This is a genomic window from Corynebacterium aquilae DSM 44791 (assembly GCF_001941445.1).
Lineage (GTDB): Bacteria > Actinomycetota > Actinomycetes > Mycobacteriales > Mycobacteriaceae > Corynebacterium > Corynebacterium aquilae.
In genome coordinates this window covers 2230494-2245814 of sequence record NZ_CP009245.1, presented here as the reverse complement: position 1 = coordinate 2245814, position 15321 = coordinate 2230494, and the positions used below count along the sequence as shown (strand labels likewise).

14 protein-coding genes and 3 tRNA genes are annotated in these 15321 nt (G+C 59.6%); 7 read left to right on the top strand and 10 right to left on the bottom strand.

Translation table 11 applies throughout. The features are described from left to right. Positions 1-18 precede the first annotated feature (18 nt). Entirely contained in the window at positions 19-837 is an 819-nt protein-coding gene (locus CAQU_RS09445) for an ABC transporter ATP-binding protein (protein WP_075727201.1), read from the top strand. Between the two features lie 12 nt (positions 838-849). Here the strand turns inward: CAQU_RS09445 and CAQU_RS09440 are convergent, their stop codons facing one another. From CAQU_RS09440 to bcp, 3 genes are all read right to left on the bottom strand, one after another. Continuing rightward, positions 850-2040 (bottom strand): ribonuclease HI, encoded by a 1191-nt coding sequence (locus CAQU_RS09440; protein ID WP_157108975.1) that lies wholly within the window; start codon positions 2038-2040, stop codon positions 850-852. 21 nt (positions 2041-2061) lie between these two features. Next, positions 2062-2754 carry a TetR/AcrR family transcriptional regulator gene (locus tag CAQU_RS09435; protein ID WP_075727198.1) on the bottom strand — a complete coding sequence of 231 codons (693 nt, stop codon included), beginning with the start codon at positions 2752-2754 and terminating at the stop codon, positions 2062-2064. A gap of 377 nt (positions 2755-3131) precedes the next feature. Then, positions 3132-3620, bottom strand: a complete 489-nt coding sequence (gene bcp / locus CAQU_RS09430) for a thioredoxin-dependent thiol peroxidase (protein WP_075727196.1) — start codon at positions 3618-3620, stop codon at positions 3132-3134. A gap of 218 nt (positions 3621-3838) precedes the next feature. Between bcp and CAQU_RS09425 the strand changes: the two genes are divergently transcribed. Beyond that, entirely contained in the window at positions 3839-4114 is a 276-nt protein-coding gene (locus CAQU_RS09425) for a DUF3618 domain-containing protein (RefSeq protein WP_075727194.1), read from the top strand. Positions 4115-4347: 233 nt separating this feature from the next. Here the strand turns inward: CAQU_RS09425 and CAQU_RS09420 are convergent, their stop codons facing one another. Beyond that, the gene (locus CAQU_RS09420; protein WP_075728654.1) at positions 4348-4914 is read right to left on the bottom strand and encodes an isochorismatase family protein; all 567 of its coding nucleotides are present in this window, start codon (positions 4912-4914) and stop codon (positions 4348-4350) included. A 249-nt stretch (positions 4915-5163) separates the two neighbouring features. Between CAQU_RS09420 and CAQU_RS09415 the strand changes: the two genes are divergently transcribed. Next, the gene (locus CAQU_RS09415) at positions 5164-6378 is read left to right on the top strand and encodes an IS1249 family transposase (protein ID WP_075727192.1); all 1215 of its coding nucleotides are present in this window, start codon (positions 5164-5166) and stop codon (positions 6376-6378) included. A 206-nt stretch (positions 6379-6584) separates the two neighbouring features. Here the strand turns inward: CAQU_RS09415 and CAQU_RS09410 are convergent. Beyond that, positions 6585-6657: transfer RNA gene (locus CAQU_RS09410), tRNA-Lys, on the bottom strand. A gap of 759 nt (positions 6658-7416) precedes the next feature. Between CAQU_RS09410 and CAQU_RS09405 the strand changes: the two genes are divergently transcribed. The 3 genes from CAQU_RS09405 to CAQU_RS12700 all read left to right on the top strand — a co-directional run bounded on the left by CAQU_RS09405 (position 7417) and on the right by CAQU_RS12700 (position 10039). Next, positions 7417-8676, top strand: coding sequence for a L,D-transpeptidase (locus tag CAQU_RS09405; RefSeq protein ID WP_084563243.1), 1260 nt, complete (start codon positions 7417-7419; stop codon positions 8674-8676). Positions 8677-8794: 118 nt separating this feature from the next. Next, complete coding sequence (locus CAQU_RS09400) at positions 8795-9526, top strand: SDR family oxidoreductase (protein ID WP_075727190.1); 732 nt, start codon at positions 8795-8797, stop codon at positions 9524-9526. A 348-nt stretch (positions 9527-9874) separates the two neighbouring features. After that, positions 9875-10039: a hypothetical protein gene (locus CAQU_RS12700; RefSeq protein ID WP_157108974.1), complete on the top strand. Its 165-nt coding sequence runs from the start codon at positions 9875-9877 to the stop codon at positions 10037-10039. A gap of 110 nt (positions 10040-10149) precedes the next feature. On the opposite strand, the gene CAQU_RS09395 is transcribed toward CAQU_RS12700, so the two are convergent. The 4 genes from CAQU_RS09395 to CAQU_RS09380 all read right to left on the bottom strand — a co-directional run bounded on the left by CAQU_RS09395 (position 10150) and on the right by CAQU_RS09380 (position 12064). Next, positions 10150-10222, bottom strand: a tRNA-His gene (locus tag CAQU_RS09395). Positions 10223-10316: 94 nt separating this feature from the next. Then, on the bottom strand, positions 10317-10967 hold the full coding sequence (orn, locus tag CAQU_RS09390; protein ID WP_075727188.1) for an oligoribonuclease: 651 nt from the start codon (positions 10965-10967) through the stop codon (positions 10317-10319). Positions 10968-10972: 5 nt separating this feature from the next. Continuing rightward, positions 10973-11776, bottom strand: coding sequence for a mycolate reductase (cmrA, locus tag CAQU_RS09385; protein ID WP_075727186.1), 804 nt, complete (start codon positions 11774-11776; stop codon positions 10973-10975). A 214-nt stretch (positions 11777-11990) separates the two neighbouring features. After that, positions 11991-12064, bottom strand: a tRNA-Arg gene (locus tag CAQU_RS09380). A 103-nt stretch (positions 12065-12167) separates the two neighbouring features. Between CAQU_RS09380 and CAQU_RS09375 the strand changes: the two genes are divergently transcribed. Further along, a complete protein-coding gene (locus tag CAQU_RS09375) occupies positions 12168-14462 on the top strand; it encodes a bifunctional copper resistance protein CopD/cytochrome c oxidase assembly protein (protein ID WP_075727184.1) in 2295 nt (764 codons plus the stop codon). 87 nt (positions 14463-14549) lie between these two features. On the opposite strand, the gene CAQU_RS12695 is transcribed toward CAQU_RS09375, so the two are convergent. Then, on the bottom strand, positions 14550-15278 hold the full coding sequence (locus tag CAQU_RS12695; protein WP_075727182.1) for a hypothetical protein: 729 nt from the start codon (positions 15276-15278) through the stop codon (positions 14550-14552). Positions 15279-15321: the final 43 nt, after the last annotated feature.

The following is a 15321-nucleotide window of genomic DNA, read 5'->3' as shown; positions in this document are numbered from 1 at the left end:
CCCCCAAACAAAAAACCCATGAACACCACCACAGAACACCCCACCATCAGCGCCCACAACATCACCGTCGGCTACGGCGACCGCGACATCCTCCACGACATCAGCGTCAACATCCCCGCCGGCGAATTCACCGTCATCGTCGGCCCCAACGCCTGCGGCAAATCCACCCTGCTCAAAACCCTGTGCCGCATGCTCACCCCCAGCAAAGGAGAAGTCCACCTCGCCGGCACCAACATCCACCGCCAACACCCCAAAGACGTCGCCAAAAAAATCTCCCTCCTACCCCAAAGCCCCATCGCCCCCGACGACATCACCGTCTACGACCTCGTCAGCCGCGGCCGCTACCCCCACCAAACCGCCTTCCAACACTGGTCCCGCGAAGACGAACACGCCGTCAACGCAGCACTGATCAACGCCCGCGTCGACAACCTCGCCAACCGGCGCGTCAGCGAACTATCCGGCGGACAACGCCAACGCGTCTGGATCGCCCTCGTCCTCGCCCAAGACACCCCCATCGTCTTCCTCGACGAACCCACCACCTACCTCGACATCACCCACCAAGTCGAAGTCCTCAACCTCGCCCGCGCCCTCAAACGCTCCGGACGCACCGTCGTCGCCGTCCTCCACGAACTCACCCTCGCCTTCCGCTACGCCACCCACCTCATCATGATGAAAGACGGACACATCGTCGCCGAAGGCAACGTCCACGACACCGTCACCCCACAACTACTCAAAGACGTCTACGAACTCGACTGCGACATCGTCGCCGACCCCCGCACCCAACGCCCCATCGTCATCCCCCGCGACAACGACACCTGGGAACTCCCCGCCCACTAACCACCACAACCCCTAACCCACACCCCGGGAAGCCCCACGAAAAACCCGCCACCCAGCCACGCTATCGTCCACAATCCGCTGCCGCTGCACCGCAAACACCGCATCCGGAGTACCAAACTCCCGACACCGCCGCGCCGCCATCGCCAAACGATGCGCCCCCTCATTCAACGGATGCCCATCATGACCACGCACCCACTCCACCCGCAAACCAGCATGCGTATGCACCACCTGCTGCTTCTCTAACGCAACAGAACGATTATCCGTCAACACCACCACATCCCGATCCGGAAACTTCGAACACGCATACGCAATCGCATTATTCACCGCAGCCCGCTCCGCATCCCGAATCGTCGCAAACTTCCCCGTCGAAAACCACGACCCACCCTCACTACTCACCCACGCCACACCACCATGATGCGTGGCAATCCGCCACGAACCATCCGTCGCAATCACCACCTCATCCGGGCGCGGCGGATAATCCACAGGATCCACATAAGCCACCCGCGGACCAAACGGCAACACCACCTGCTGCTCCTTCTGCAACGCCCCAAACAACCCCGCAGCCTCCCGCTCCAACGCCTGCGCCGCCCCCAAAGGCCACGGCGCACCCCCACCACGACCATCAAAACCACCACCAGCAACCCGCACCGACGGCACAAAACCCAACAACCGCAACGACAACACCATCCGCGCCACATCCCCCAACACATCAGCACGCAAACGCTCAAACGCCTCCCACCCCACCGGGCACGCACGCACCTCATCAACCCCCGGAGCAGACACCAACACCCCATGCTCCGTCGACTGATACCGCAACCCCGAAAACGGCACACTCTCCACCGCCACCGTCCGCGACGACACCCACGAACGCACCACCGGGCCAGTAGAAATCACCGCCGACACAAACACCGTCAACTCCCGCCCACGCCGACGAAAACCCCACAAACGCACAAACACAAACGCCGACCTCGGCAACCGACCATCCGGCCCCACCGGCAACGGAAACACCAACGCCTCCCGCGCAGACACCCGCCGCGCCGAATGCAACGGCATCGCCAACGGCGACGGCGCCGCCACCGGCGGCGCAAACTCCCCAGCCGCCAAACGCTCAAACAACTCATCAAAAATCGGAGTCCCCACCCCACGCTCAATCGCCAACCGCGGCCGCGGAGGCATCAACTGCCCAAAAACACCACTCGACACACCAACCACACCCAGCCCCCGCTAGCCCGTAGCAACAGCAAACAAATACGCCACAACCATGCGCTTAATCTCCGCAACAGTCGCAGCAAACGCCGCCTCATTCTCCGCCGACGACGCCCCCAACTGCGCATCACGCACCGCAAAATTCAACAAACTACACACCGTATGCACCAAAATGCCCGCCAACTGCGTACGCACCTCACGCGCCGCCCCAGGCGACAACGGCCGCATCACCTCAGCGATAATCGCCAACATCTCAGACTCCGTCAACGCAGCCGTCGCACGCGTCGCAGGAGTCGACTGCACCGCATGCCACACCGCGCGCCGGGAGGGATCGTCATGCCACAGGGACGCCAAGTGATCGATGAACTCATTGAGGAAGTCCGGCCACTGCAGCGCCGGAACCAGCTCGGAAAAACGCTTCAGCTCGGAAACAATGCCGGCAGTGTCCTCCCGGTCGAGCTCGCAAATCAGCACATACTTGTTGGCGAAAAATTGATACAGGGTGCCGATGGGAACCTCGGCGCGGCGGGCCACCTCATCAAAAGTGAAAGATTCAAAGCCCACATCCACCAGCACGCTGCGAGCCGCTTTGAGGATGCGATTAAAACGCTCCCGGCTGCGCTGCTGGGCGGGCCGGCGGCGGGGGAGAAGGATTTCCGGCGCAGCTTTTTCGAGTGACACATGATCGTCGGCAGTGGTCACAGCTGGCATCCTTTCCTTCTTCAAAACGCGGGCAGTGCTAGACCCACAGATCGTGGTGGTGACTTTCGTGCCAAGGGCAAAGTTTTGGTGCTCTAGGCACAGAACTGAGATAGTCCCCAACGACTCACCACGCAGTGGGCACAGTGGGCACAGTGGGCACAGTGGGCACGGTGCGGGCACAGTATTGCCCACGAAAGTCCCATTGTACGGACACATACCAGTTTTCCGCGCCTGCTTTCTCCCACCTTTGGGGGCAAAGTGATGTCACCTTGACCACACCCCGGCCACACACCCCAGAAGGGGTAGGGCACAAAGCCATCACGCCCCCTCGCACAGGCGAGAAGGCGTGAGACACGAAAGAGCAAAACTTAGGCCCTCTGGCGTGGCTAGTCCTGCAGTTGCTTTAGCACCCGCGCCACATGTCCGGTGGCACGAACGTTGTACATGGCCAGTTCAATCTTGCCGGCCTCATCCACCAGGAACGTGGAACGAATAACGCCCTGCACCACCTTGCCGTAATTCTTCTTCTCACCGAAGGCGGCATAGGCCGTCATCACCGAACGATCCTCGTCCGAGAGCAACGGGAAAGACAACCCGTGATCGTCACGGAATTTCGCCAGCTTGTCGACCTTGTCAGGGGAAATACCCACCACATCGATACCCAGGCCCTCAAGGTCGGAAAGGGACTCCTGGAAATCACAGGCTTCCTTAGTGCAGCCCGGGGTGTTTGCGCGCGGGTAGAAATACACCACGACCTTCCGGCCGGCGTAGTCCGACAGGGACGTGGTGCCACCATCGGCGTTGGGCAGGCTAAACGCCGGTGCCGGATCGCCGACTTCTAAGCGTGCGGGGGTGGAAACAGGTTGATCAGTCATGCGGCCAGCTTAAGCGAAAAGCCACCGGCTGCGCTGGGGCGCTAAAGAGGGTGCAGTTCGGTGCCGAATCTAATACAGTTGGCTGTCGTGGCGAAGCGCCAGCAGAGCGAAAAAATCCCACCCTGGACACTTATCCGGTGGGCTAAGGCTCAACAGAGACCCCGCTGACGCTAAACTTTTCTTACATTAGTTGTTTACCCAAAGAAGTGGAGCACACCATGGCACGCAACATTGACGACATCCAGCGCGAAATCGAGCGCACCCGCGGCCAGCTGGCCTCTACCCTCGACCAGCTCGCAGAGCGCACCCGCCCGGCCAACCTGGTTGATGACGCCAAGCAGTCCGCCACTGATAAGCTGCGCGACCCCAAGGTGCAGGCCATCGTTGCTGGTGTCGCCGCAGTCGTCGTTGCTGGCATCGCTTTTTCCATCTCCAAGTCCCGCAAGCGCTCCAAGGACCTGGAAACCCTGCAGAAGCTTCTCTCCGGCGAATAAGCCGAGCAAATACCAACCAGCGGGTGCTTTGCAGGCCCGCTAGTTTCTCATATCACTAACACGAAGCCCTCGCCTCCCGGAGAACATCCGTGGTGGCGAGGGCTTCGCGCGTTGGTGGACTTTTAAGGGCGTGTGCACAACAGTGCGTAACCGCCACGCATCCCACAGTCAGGGGGTGCGGTCATGGGGTGCTTATGCCGGCTAATTCGCACACCCCAGCGCGTGTGATCTGTCTAGTCCTGAATGCGGGCGCCGGCGTCCGCCAAGTCCTGCAAAGCCTTAATCCCAGAGTCTTGCGCGACGGCGCTACACAATTCGGACAACACGGTCACGCCAAAGCCGTTGGCTAGTGCATCGCTTGCTGTGGCCTTGACACAAAAATCGGTGGCAATGCCACACACATCTACAGTCGTAATACCGCGGGCGTGAAGCCATTGCGCCAAGGTTTGCTCGCTGTCAGCCAGGTGGCCTTCGAAACCCGAATATGCGGCGGAGTATTCCCCTTTGAGGAAGTGGCCTTCGATATTTTCCGCAATGGGGGCCAACAGTGGGTGGAGTTTTGCCCCATCGGTTCCGGCGACACAATGCACGGGCCAGGAATCCACAAAGTCAGGGTTCCTGGAGAAGTGGGAGCCTGGATCGATGTGCCAGTCCTGGGTGCTGACAATGGCGTCATAGGAGGAGACATTGTCCGCGACGTGTTGGGCAATCAGCCCGGCTACCTCGTCACCCCGGCTGGTTGCCAGCGGCCCGCCGGGGCAGAAGTCGGGTTGGACGTCCACAATGATCAAAGCATGCATGCGCATAGAATAACTGCTGCGCGGGGCGGGGGAGAGGTTTGTCGAAAACTAATTCCCACCAACGTGTGTGACGTATCCGAGCGTGACTCGGACGCGATTTACGGGCTATAGGACAAAAAGTGTGTCTGTAAGTATGTTTTTTCAAGTGCTGACCTGCGATAAAGGCGTTTTTCATCTCCTGACAAGGAGCTAAACCAGCCTCAGGTCAAATATCCCCGTTTTTCAAACAACATGTGGTATGCGGGGTAAATGCCAACATCACCTACTTGCCCCATCTGCCAATCACCCACAAAGAAAAACGGCTCAACCAGCAAAAACCGCCAACGATGGCGCTGCAAACACTGCGGACACTCCTTCACACAAACAAATACAGCCCACACACAACTCGTTCGCTTCACACTGTTTTTGTCCTGGGTCCAATCCACCCAATCACTGGCAGACTTCGCCCGCCACCACCAACTCAGCCGACGCACACTACAACGCTGGTTCGAACCTTTCTGGCTCATCCCCATCCCCACCCCCACAGGCGACAACAACTACGACGAACAAGTCTTTATCGACGCCACCTACTTCAACAAACAGCAATGCCTGCTCATCGCATCAACCACCAACAAAGTACTGACCTGGCACTGGTCACACAGCGAAAACACCCGGGCATACCAACACCTCCTCCACCGAATCCAACGCCCCCGACTGATCACCACAGATGGGTGCAATGCCGCACTATCAGCAATCAACGACGTCTTCCCAAACGATCCAGCCACCCCACAAGCCCACACCCACATCCAACGCTGCCTGATCCACATCAAACGCAACGTCCAGCGATACGTCACAACACGCCCCCAATCCAACTGCGGCAAAGCCCTACGCGCCCTATCGCTAAAACTGCTGAAAGTCACCAACAACCAACAAGCAGCACAATGGGTCACTCTCTTTCACCAGGTCAGCAACCAATACCGCGACTGGCTGGATGAAAAAACCTACATCGACAGCTGCCCCAAAGTGCTTATCCCCAACAACAAAAGGAAAAACAAGCACTACTGGTACACCCACGACCGTGCACGCAGCGCCCACCGCATCCTGATGGAACAAACCCGGCGAAACCACCTGTTCGCCTTCATCGAACAATCCATCGCGGTCATCGGCACAGACACCGACAGCCCCAACACCATCTACGAGGCGATCTACCAATCCAGCACCAACAGCCTAGAAGGCGGCATCAACAGCCCCTTGAAAGCCCTGCTGCACGCACACAGAGGACTACCCGCAGAACGCCAAAGAAAACTCTGCGAATGGTGGCTGCTAAGCAGAACGAAAAAGCCTGGCGACCTCATAGAAATCGCCAGGCAACACGACTTCGGGACTAACCAACTCGCCAAAGTTAAAACAGCCACCGAAGCACTAACCGACAGCAACCCCACTGGAGCTCCTGCCGAATACGACACCGGTATCGACACCGGCTAGACCCACTCTATAGGAATCCGAAAAGGCCAACCCCGCTAAAACCGGACACACTTTTTGTCCTATATCCACGACACGCCGTGCAGACACACATTTTGTCCTATAGCCCCGATTTACCGCTTAGCCATGATGGTGGGCTACGCTGAATCGGATCCGGGTGGAGATACGACGATGACCCCCACCTTGCGGTGGGGGTCATCGTTATTTTGTGCGCCATCAGGGACTCGAACCCCGAACCCGCTGATTAAGAGTCAGCTGCTCTGCCAATTGAGCTAATGGCGCTTAGTTGTTTGGGCTTCCTTGCGGCCTCCCTGGCAACGAGAAAGAATATTACCCACGACCCCATATCTTGACAAATCGCCAGCTAGATTGGGGTTTTGGGAGCATTTTTGTTGCGCTGTTGCTTCAATGCCGGGCGCAGAGCTTTTGGCGGGGCTTCCTCATGGCCGGGTTTGGGGCAGATTGCGGGGCGTGGATGAAGTGGCGAGCCGGCGAAGGGCGGGGCTGGTTGGAAGAAAGTGGGTGAAACCCGTTCGGGTGGGGCGGTGGGGGTGTCGAAACGGTTCGCTGGCTTCGATTTGGCTGTGAGTTTGTCTCCCTGTGGCAAGGGCAAGCGGTAGGGGGCGTGTCACAACTACCTCGGGTTTTTGGCTCCCAGCGGGTGATTCTTGTGCAATCGATTTCAGTAAGCTGTGACTCGGTGCGTAGCCCGTCCCATCCAGCGGTGCGTGCCCACGTTTAGCGCTGTGCGCTGCGTGTAGGCTGGTGCGAAGTCGAATGAAGATGAGGGCTGCCATCTGCCAGTTTTCGCACCGCGATTGTTAATTTGCGGCGCACACTCGCGACAGACTTCGCCAGACCCAGCGCTCGCCGTCAGATGTATCCAAAGATGCGGGCAACACCGCCGTGTCGCCTTGGTAGGAAAGCCAGCTTGTAGGCGGTATGCTGCACATCTAATGCAGGGTGCTCCTCGAACGCCTTGTTCGAACACGCCGTGGGCGCGATTGCGCCCCTTGTGCTGTGATCTTCTTCGACCAACCAATGAGCCTCAACCAAACTGTGAGTGGAGTAGCCATCGTGCCGAGTGCACAAAAACGTGCGTTTCTTTCCGAGTCGAAGCGCCGCACCCTGGTCAAAGGGTGCGCGCTGATCGCTGCCTTAGCGCTTGGTGCCACCCTGACGTCGTGCACCATTGAGAAAAACGGCGATGACCAGTCGGTGAATTCGGCGGCTGAAACCTCCGCAATGCCGATGCCTCCCGTGGCTTCCGTTACCGACGGAGAGACTGACGTCAATCCTGACACTCCGGTGACAGTCAAAGCGGTCGATGGCACCCTGACTGACGTGCAGATGACCAACGAAAACGGCAAGGTCATCGAGTCCTCTATCGCCCCTGATGGGAAGTCGTGGAAGACCGATGAGGTGCTCGGGTATTCCCGCACCTACACCATCGTGGCGAAGACCTCCACGGGCGAGGAGCTCAACACCACCTTCCAAACGGTGGCGCCTTCCGCCCTGGCCGAGGCCTACCTGTCGCCGATCCCTGACTCCACCGTCGGTGTCGGCCAGGTCGTCTCCATCACCTTCTCCACCTCCATTCCGGATCGTGAAGCCGCCGAAAAAGCCATCACCATCAAAACTGAACCCCACGTTGATGGCGCTTTCTTCTGGCTGAACGACCGGGTGCTGCGCTGGCGTCCAAAGGATTTCTGGACCCCCGGCACCAAGGTCGACGTTGATGTGAAGATGCATGGCACCAAGCTCGGTGATGGGGTGTGGGGCGATGATGACAACAAGACCAACTTCACCATTGGTGATTCCGTCATCGCCTATGCGGACGACAACACCAAAACTCTGACCATCACCAAGGATGGCCAAGAGATCCAGACCATGCCGATTTCTATGGGGCGCGACAAATACGCCACCCCCAACGGCACCTATGTCATTGGTGATCGTTACCCGGATTTGGTGATGGACTCCTCCACCTACGGTCTTGCCACCACCGCACCTGACGGCTACCGCACCAACGTCAAGTACGCCACCCAGATGTCCTGGTCGGGCATCTACGTCCACGCTGCACCGTGGTCGGTGTGGGCGCAGGGCTCCCAGAACACCTCACACGGCTGTTTGAACGTCTCCACCGCGAACGCTGAGTGGTTCTTCAACAACACCAAGCGCGGCGACGTGGTGGTCGTGAAAAATACCGTCGGCGGCACCCTAAATGGTTACGACGGTCTTGGCGACTGGAACATCCCCTGGGAGACCTGGTCTAAGGGCAACGCGAACCGCGAGGACCAATAACATTCTCGCCTGATGGCCTTTACCCACCCGAGCATCCCCACCCATTGATGCTGGGTGGGTTTTCTCTTTCCTGCAAAAACAGCCCAGGCAGTCGGCTCTTTCACTAACCTAAGTCAGTATGACGACCACGCCAGAAACCACCGCCGGCCGCAATTTGGACGAAAACACCGTGCGGATCCCCGTAGCTGTAGTCACCGGTGCGACCGGTGGAATGGGGCAGGCCATTGCCGCGGCACTCGCCGAAACCCACATCGTCTACGCCTTGGGCCGTAATGAGGTGAAGCTGCATGCCATGGCCTCTGAGCGGATCATTCCTGTCGCCAGCGATCTTTTGCAGCTGTCTGACGCCAACCCACTGCCCGAGGGGCTGCTGGGTGTAGACCGGGTTGACGTGCTCGTCCACGCCGCTGCTGTTGCCACCCGTGTGCCCCTCCAGGAGACCACCACGAACCAGTGGCAGCGCCAGATGATGCTCAACGTCATCGCGCCGGCAACCCTGACCCGGGCTTTGATGCCGGCCCTGGAGGCCTCCAAGGGGCTGGTCGTGTTCATCAACTCTGGCGCCGGGACGCACGTGCACGCCGGACTGGGCCTTTATTGCGCCACGAAACACGCCCTTTACGCGCTTGCGGACACGCTGCGCAAGGAAACCTCCGCCTCTGGTGTTCGGGTCACCACTATCGCACCTGGGCCCACGGATACGGAGATGCTGCAGGGGATTACGGAAGGGGAGTACACCCCTGAGAAATACATCGATCCCCAGGAGGTGGCGGGCGCCTTGCTGAGTGTGCTTGCGGTTGGGGATAGTGCGCAGATTGCCAACATTTCTGTGCGCCCGCGCAGCGAGTGATTGCTACCAGCCTGTTGCTAGACGGCTGATTCTCTCTGGAGCGGTTGTGTGCTGGCGCCTGGCATGCACCCAGGGGGATTTCCCATGAGTAGTCGCCGTCTCGACTGATTGGCAGCGCCTCTTGGGGGTGCATTACGGGGTCGCTAGTGCCTGATTAGACCAATGGTGGCTGTTTCCGGCAGGAAATATCAGTTCTGCTACAAGTTTTTTGGGTTTTGGGGCTACTGCTGGTTAAGGCCTGTTTCCTGGGGTGTGTTGGGTGCTTTCCCTGGTGAAAATCATTGCGGGAATGTGGTGGCTTTCATATGATCTAGGTTACTTCGATCCATTTGTGAAAGGAGGTCAGCCATGGAGGTCATCGTTCTCATTGGTCGCCTGATCGTTGGAATTCCGCTTCTTCTTCTGGGTCTTCCAGTGTGGTCTTCTGACACCCCAGATGCGCCGTTAGCGCCGCCTTTCGACGCCTACCGCGATGTGTGGAATGCTGCCTGGGATGGTCTCTGGTCTTCCTAGGCTTGGAGGCGTTGCCAGGCAGGCGCTGAGATAGCGCGATGCTTGGTATAGCTTTCCTTGGATATGGCAAATGGCCTCCCGCTCGAATGAGTGGGAGGCCATTTTTTCGGGGTGGCTGACGGGACTCGAACCCGCGACACCCAGGATCACAACCTGGTGCTCTACCAGCTGAACTACAGCCACCATTGCTGCGTTAGCAGCGCTAGATATCCTATGACGAATTGGCTCGATTGAACAAATCCGCAGGCTAATCCCTTAAAAGTGGTGGTTTGTGGGGTTAGTGTGTCATGCGTTCGAGGATTGGGGCGAAGCGTTTGGTGGTTTCTTCGGCGGCGGCTTGGGCTTGTTCGGAGTCGGGGCCGGGGGCGGGGGTGAATACGCTGCGCTGGTAGTAGTCGAGTTCGGCGATGGATTCGACGATGTCGGCTAGAGCCCGGTGTCTCATGCCTTTGGGGGGTTTGTTGAAGTAGGCGCGGGGGAACCAGCGGCGGGTGAGTTCTTTGATGCTGGATACGTCGACCATGCGGTAGTGCAGTGCCTCGTCGAGGGCGGGCATGTATTCGCGGATGAAGGAGCGGTCGGTGGCGATGGAGTTGCCGGCCAGTGGTGCGGGGTGGGCGGGGTCGCAGTGTTCGGCGATGAGTGCTAGTACTGCGGCTTCGGCGTCTTCGATGGTGGCGGTGGCTTGCCGGATGTCTTCGGTGAGTCCGGAGGCCCGGTGCATTTCTTTGACGACGGGGTTCATGTTGTTGAGTCGTTCGTCGCTGGTGTGGACGACGATGTCGACGCCTTCGCCGAGGATGTTGAGGTTGGCGTCGGTGACCAGTGCTGCGACTTCAACGATGACGTCGTTGTGGGGGTCGAGTCCGGTCATTTCCAGGTCGATCCAGACGAGTCGGTCGTTTTTTGCGGGGATTGTTTCGTTCATGGTGTTTAGTTTCCCATCTTTGCGTAGAACTTCCCGATGATTGGGGAGATCACTGCGGTGGGCAGTACGGCCCCGATGGCGGCGCCGACTTTGGATAGGGGCCCGGGGATGACACGGCGCTTGTTGGCGGCCATGGCATTGAGGGTTTCTTTGGAGCAGGACTCGTAGGTGGTCCACAAAAAGTCGGGTACGACTTTGTCGACGATGCTTTGTTCTTCCTCCGGGATGACGGCTTCGCGGACGGGGCCGGGGGAGAGGAGGGTGCAGTGCACGCCGGTGCCTTTGAGTTCGTAGTGCAGGGCTTCGGTGAAGGTGTTGACGCCGGCTTTGGTGAACACGTAGGTGGCGTTGTTGGGGATGGGGATGTCGCCGGCGGCGGAGCCGACGTTGCAGAGGACGCCTTCGCCGCGTTCAACCATTTGGGGGAGTACGGCGTGGGTGAGTTCGAACACGGCGGTGCCGTTGAGTTCGTATTGGGTGGTTTCGTAGTCCCAGTTTTGGTTGAGGAAGGGGCCGAAGGAGGCGATGCCGGCGGAGTTGATGAGGATGCTGACGTGGGTGTGGTGGATTTTTTCGATCAGTCGTGCGCGTTCGTCTTTGTTGGCGAGGTCGCAGGGGAAGGCTTCGGCGGTGACACCGTAGGTGCTGGCGAGTTCTTCGGCGAGGGTGTCCAGGATGTCTTTGCGGCGGGCGACGAGGATGACGTTGTGTCCCATGCTGGCTAGGTCGCGGGCCATGGCTTCGCCGATGCCTTGGCTGGCGCCGGTGATGATGGCGTAGGCGTGTTCGCGGGGTGTGGGCAGTGCCATGTGGGGTTTCTCCTGCAGGTAGTCGGCAGCGTGGTTGGTTTTTAACCCTACCTGCCGTGGGCGGGTTTGCCCCGTGATAGCAGCCGTGGTGGGTGGTGGGTGGCGGGCTGGGTGCTGTGGAGGTTTGTGCTGTGGGGGTCAGTGCTGTGGGGGTGGGGGTTATATGACAAATGTGCCCGCCCCCTGGTGGTGGGGTCGGGCACGCGTGTGGTTGCGCCCCCTGCAGGATTCGAACCTGCGACCTGCCGGGTAGAAGCCGGTTGCTCTAATCCACTGAGCTAAGGGGGCTTGAGTGTTTTCATGAAAACATGAAAAGTCGCCGTCACCTGTGGCGGTGGCAGCGAACGCTCAGTTTACCCCACGGAACCTATTCGGCACTACCCTAAGACTCATGTCTGAGATTGCCCCTGTGACAACGGATGATGGATTCCCTGATAGTCCTGCGTCCCCGCCTGCAGCCGGCGCGGGTGGTCGTGCCCGCGGTTCCTGGCCGCTGTTTGTGGCGTTCGCGCTCGTTGCCGGTGTTGTTGCCGCGGTTATTGCTGCGGGTTTTTTGGCGGAGTCGCTGGCGCTGCTGGGTATTCCTGATCCGGGCCCGTTGACTACTGCTGGTTTGCCGCTGGTGCGCGGTGCTGCGGTGGTGAGTACGTGTGTGGCGATTGGCTCGTTTTTGTTGTCGAGTTTTTTGGTCAGCCCCCGGGTGGATGTTGGGGTGTTTGAGGATTCTCGCCTGTTTCACCGCCATGCGCGCGGCGATGCCCGCCGCCTGCGGGAGGGCAAGGAGGTCCTGGATGAGGATTCTGCTCACGGCGGGCCGGCTGACACCTTGGATGCTGCGGGGATCGCGTGGAAGTATCGCCCGGGCCAGGATCCGCTGGTGCAGGCGTTGAAGGGGGCGCGTTTGGGGGTGGATGGCAGTATTGCCGCCCGCACTGGCGCGTGGGCGTGTCTGGTGACTGCTGTGCTGGCGCTGTTGTTGGTGCCGATGTATCTGTCCGATGTGTCCGGTGAGACCTTGGGCACGGCAATCAAACCCGAAAACTGGTCGGTGGCCTTGGGCCAGGTGTCGACGTCGGTGGCGTTTGTGGCGGTGGCCATCATCGGTGTGATCACGGGTGTGGGGGCGTTGTTGTCCACCCGCTGGATCATGCAGCCTGTGTGGCTGGTGGGTGCGTTTTTCTTGTTTGTGCCGTTGGGTTTGGAAGGCCACTCCGCCACCGGCGGCGACCACGATTACGGCACCAACTCCTACCTGTGGCACTTGTTGTTCGTCGGGCTGTGGATTGGCGGACTGATCGCCCTGATTGCGCACGGTCGGCGCAAGGGTGAGGGGATGGAGACTGCGGTACGCCGGTATTCCATCTTGGCGTTTGCTTCTGCGGTCGGGATGGCGATTTCGGGTCTGATTAACGCTGCCATTCGGCTGAGTTTTAGTGACTGGTTGACCACGGGTTATGGCCGCCTGATTGCTATCAAGGCTGTCGCCGTGATCGCGTTGGCTGGTTTTGGTCTCTATCACCGCAAGATCACTATCCCCCAGTTGGAAACGAACCCGGTGCTGTTTCGGCGTATCGCCGCCGTGGAGGTCGCCCTGATGGCGGCGACGGTGGGGGTGGCTGTGGCGTTGTCGCGCACCCCGCCGCCCCCGCCGCGGATTCCGGATATCAACACCATGGATATCCAGCTTGGCTACAAGCTGTTTGTCGCCCCCACCTGGACCAACGTGTGGACCATGTGGCGTTTCGACATCATGTTTGGCACCTTGGCGATCCTGTTGACGTGGGCGTATATCTGGGGTGTGCTGCGGGTGAAGGCCCAAGGCTTTGACTGGCCGTGGTGGCGCACCGCCTGGTTTATCGGCGGCAACATCATGCTGCTGGTCACTATGTGCTCCGGGATTGGTTTGTACATGCCGGCGTTGTTCTCCATGCACATGGTCGGCCACATGATCCTGTCCATGGGGGTGCCCGTGTTTTGGGTGCTGGGCGGGCCGATCACCTTGTGGCGGGAGGCTATCCAGCCGGCCGCCGACGGTGAGCCAGGCCCCCGGGCCTGGCTGGGGGTGCTCATCGACAACCCCGTCATGCGTTTCGTGACCCACCCGGCGGTTAATACCATCCAGTTCCTGGTTGCCTTCTACGGGCTGTACCTGGATTCCATCTATTCCTTTGCCGTCAGTGAGCACGCCGGCCACCTGGGCATGAACTTCATGTTCCTCATTTCCGGCAGCATCTACTTTTGGGAACTCATCGGTGTCGACCCCGCGCCGCGTCGCACGGATCCGAAGATCAAACTCATGTGGCTGACGTTCTCCCTGCCGATCCACATGTTCTTCGGTGTCACCCTGATGATGCTGCAGACCGTGTTGGCTTATGACTTCTATTCCACCCTGGGCTTGCCCTGGAATCCGGATCTGCTGCAAGACCAGCTGGTCGGCGGTGGTGTGGCTTGGGCGTCGGGGCAGTTTCCGCTGCTGATCGTCTACATCGTCATCGTCAATCAATGGTGGACCGATGATAAGCGGCAGATGAAGTCCTATGATCGTCGCGCCGATGCCACCGATGATGCGGATATGGCCGCCTATAACGAGATGCTGGCCGCTATGAATCAGGGCATCAATCCTGAGGCCGACTACTACGACAGCGACGTGCGCAACAGCCCCCGCAATAACCCCCGCGACAGTTAAAAACCCGCTTTGGGGAAAACACTAAAACCCGCGCTCAGAACGTGTGTCGAGCGCGGGTTTGGCGTATGTGGGTGCGGCTAGTGCGCGCTAGCGGGCCTGCCGCAGGCCGTAGTAGTACCAGCTGCCGCCGTGGCTGAAGCAGTAGCTGGCATCGGCCGGCCAGGAACTGGTGGCCTGATCGCACGTCCACTGGGAAGCGTAGGGCCCAAGGGTGGCCCACTCCATGGGGTAGTTGCCGCCCGGGGCGGGGTAGGGCGGATCCGGCCACGCCTGCTGCTGTTGCTGTTGGCGCTGCTGTTGCTGTTGCTGTTGTTGCTGGCGCTGTTGCTGCTGCTGTTGTTGTTGGCGCTCACGCTCCTGCTGGGCGCGCCGCTGTTCGGCCTCCCGCTGCTGTTGCTGGCGCTCAAACTGGCGCTGCTGCTCCTGGCGCTGATATTCCTGCTGGCGCAGCTGCTGCTCGTATTCTCGCTGGCGCTGGGCTTCCTGCTCGCGCTTTTTGTCCAACACGAAATCGCTGCGCTCACTCGGCGCAAGCCGCAAGAAACGCTGCTGCTCCGAGAAGCTCAAATCCTTATAAAACGCCAACTCGCTCGGAGTTAACGAGGACTCGTCGTAGGAGTAGTTCGACATGAACCGTGTGCGTTCTGCATCGCTGGACAAGTCCAAAAACTTCTCTACGTCCTCCGTCGGGAGGGTGCGCGCAAACGATGCCTGGGCGGGTGGCAAATCCTCAATGCTGGTGCCGCCACACCCCGCCACGCCCAACAGGGCGCACGCCAACACCGGGGCCAAAACTTTTACCTTCGTAGCTGTCATGAGGATCACCCTAGGGCCGCAGATCCCCACCGGCGGCCACAAA

Bases quoted from the DNA above. Each gene is read 5' to 3' on its own strand.
- CAQU_RS09405 (WP_084563243.1), top strand. From the start codon at position 7,417: ATGAGCCTCAACCAAACTGTGAGTGGAGTAGCCATCGTGCCGAGTGCA.
- CAQU_RS09420 (WP_075728654.1), bottom strand. From the start codon at position 4,914: ATGCATGCTTTGATCATTGTGGACGTCCAACCCGACTTCTGCCCCGGC.
- bcp (WP_075727196.1), bottom strand. From the start codon at position 3,620: ATGACTGATCAACCTGTTTCCACCCCCGCACGCTTAGAAGTCGGCGAT.
- CAQU_RS09445 (WP_075727201.1), top strand. From the start codon at position 19: ATGAACACCACCACAGAACACCCCACCATCAGCGCCCACAACATCACC.
- CAQU_RS09435 (WP_075727198.1), bottom strand. From the start codon at position 2,754: ATGCCAGCTGTGACCACTGCCGACGATCATGTGTCACTCGAAAAAGCT.
- CAQU_RS09415 (WP_075727192.1), top strand. From the start codon at position 5,164: ATGCCAACATCACCTACTTGCCCCATCTGCCAATCACCCACAAAGAAA.
- CAQU_RS09400 (WP_075727190.1), top strand. From the start codon at position 8,795: ATGACGACCACGCCAGAAACCACCGCCGGCCGCAATTTGGACGAAAAC.
- CAQU_RS09375 (WP_075727184.1), top strand. From the start codon at position 12,168: ATGTCTGAGATTGCCCCTGTGACAACGGATGATGGATTCCCTGATAGT.
- CAQU_RS12700 (WP_157108974.1), top strand. From the start codon at position 9,875: ATGGAGGTCATCGTTCTCATTGGTCGCCTGATCGTTGGAATTCCGCTT.
- CAQU_RS12695 (WP_075727182.1), bottom strand. From the start codon at position 15,278: ATGACAGCTACGAAGGTAAAAGTTTTGGCCCCGGTGTTGGCGTGCGCC.
- orn (WP_075727188.1), bottom strand. From the start codon at position 10,967: ATGAACGAAACAATCCCCGCAAAAAACGACCGACTCGTCTGGATCGAC.
- CAQU_RS09425 (WP_075727194.1), top strand. From the start codon at position 3,839: ATGGCACGCAACATTGACGACATCCAGCGCGAAATCGAGCGCACCCGC.
- cmrA (WP_075727186.1), bottom strand. From the start codon at position 11,776: ATGGCACTGCCCACACCCCGCGAACACGCCTACGCCATCATCACCGGC.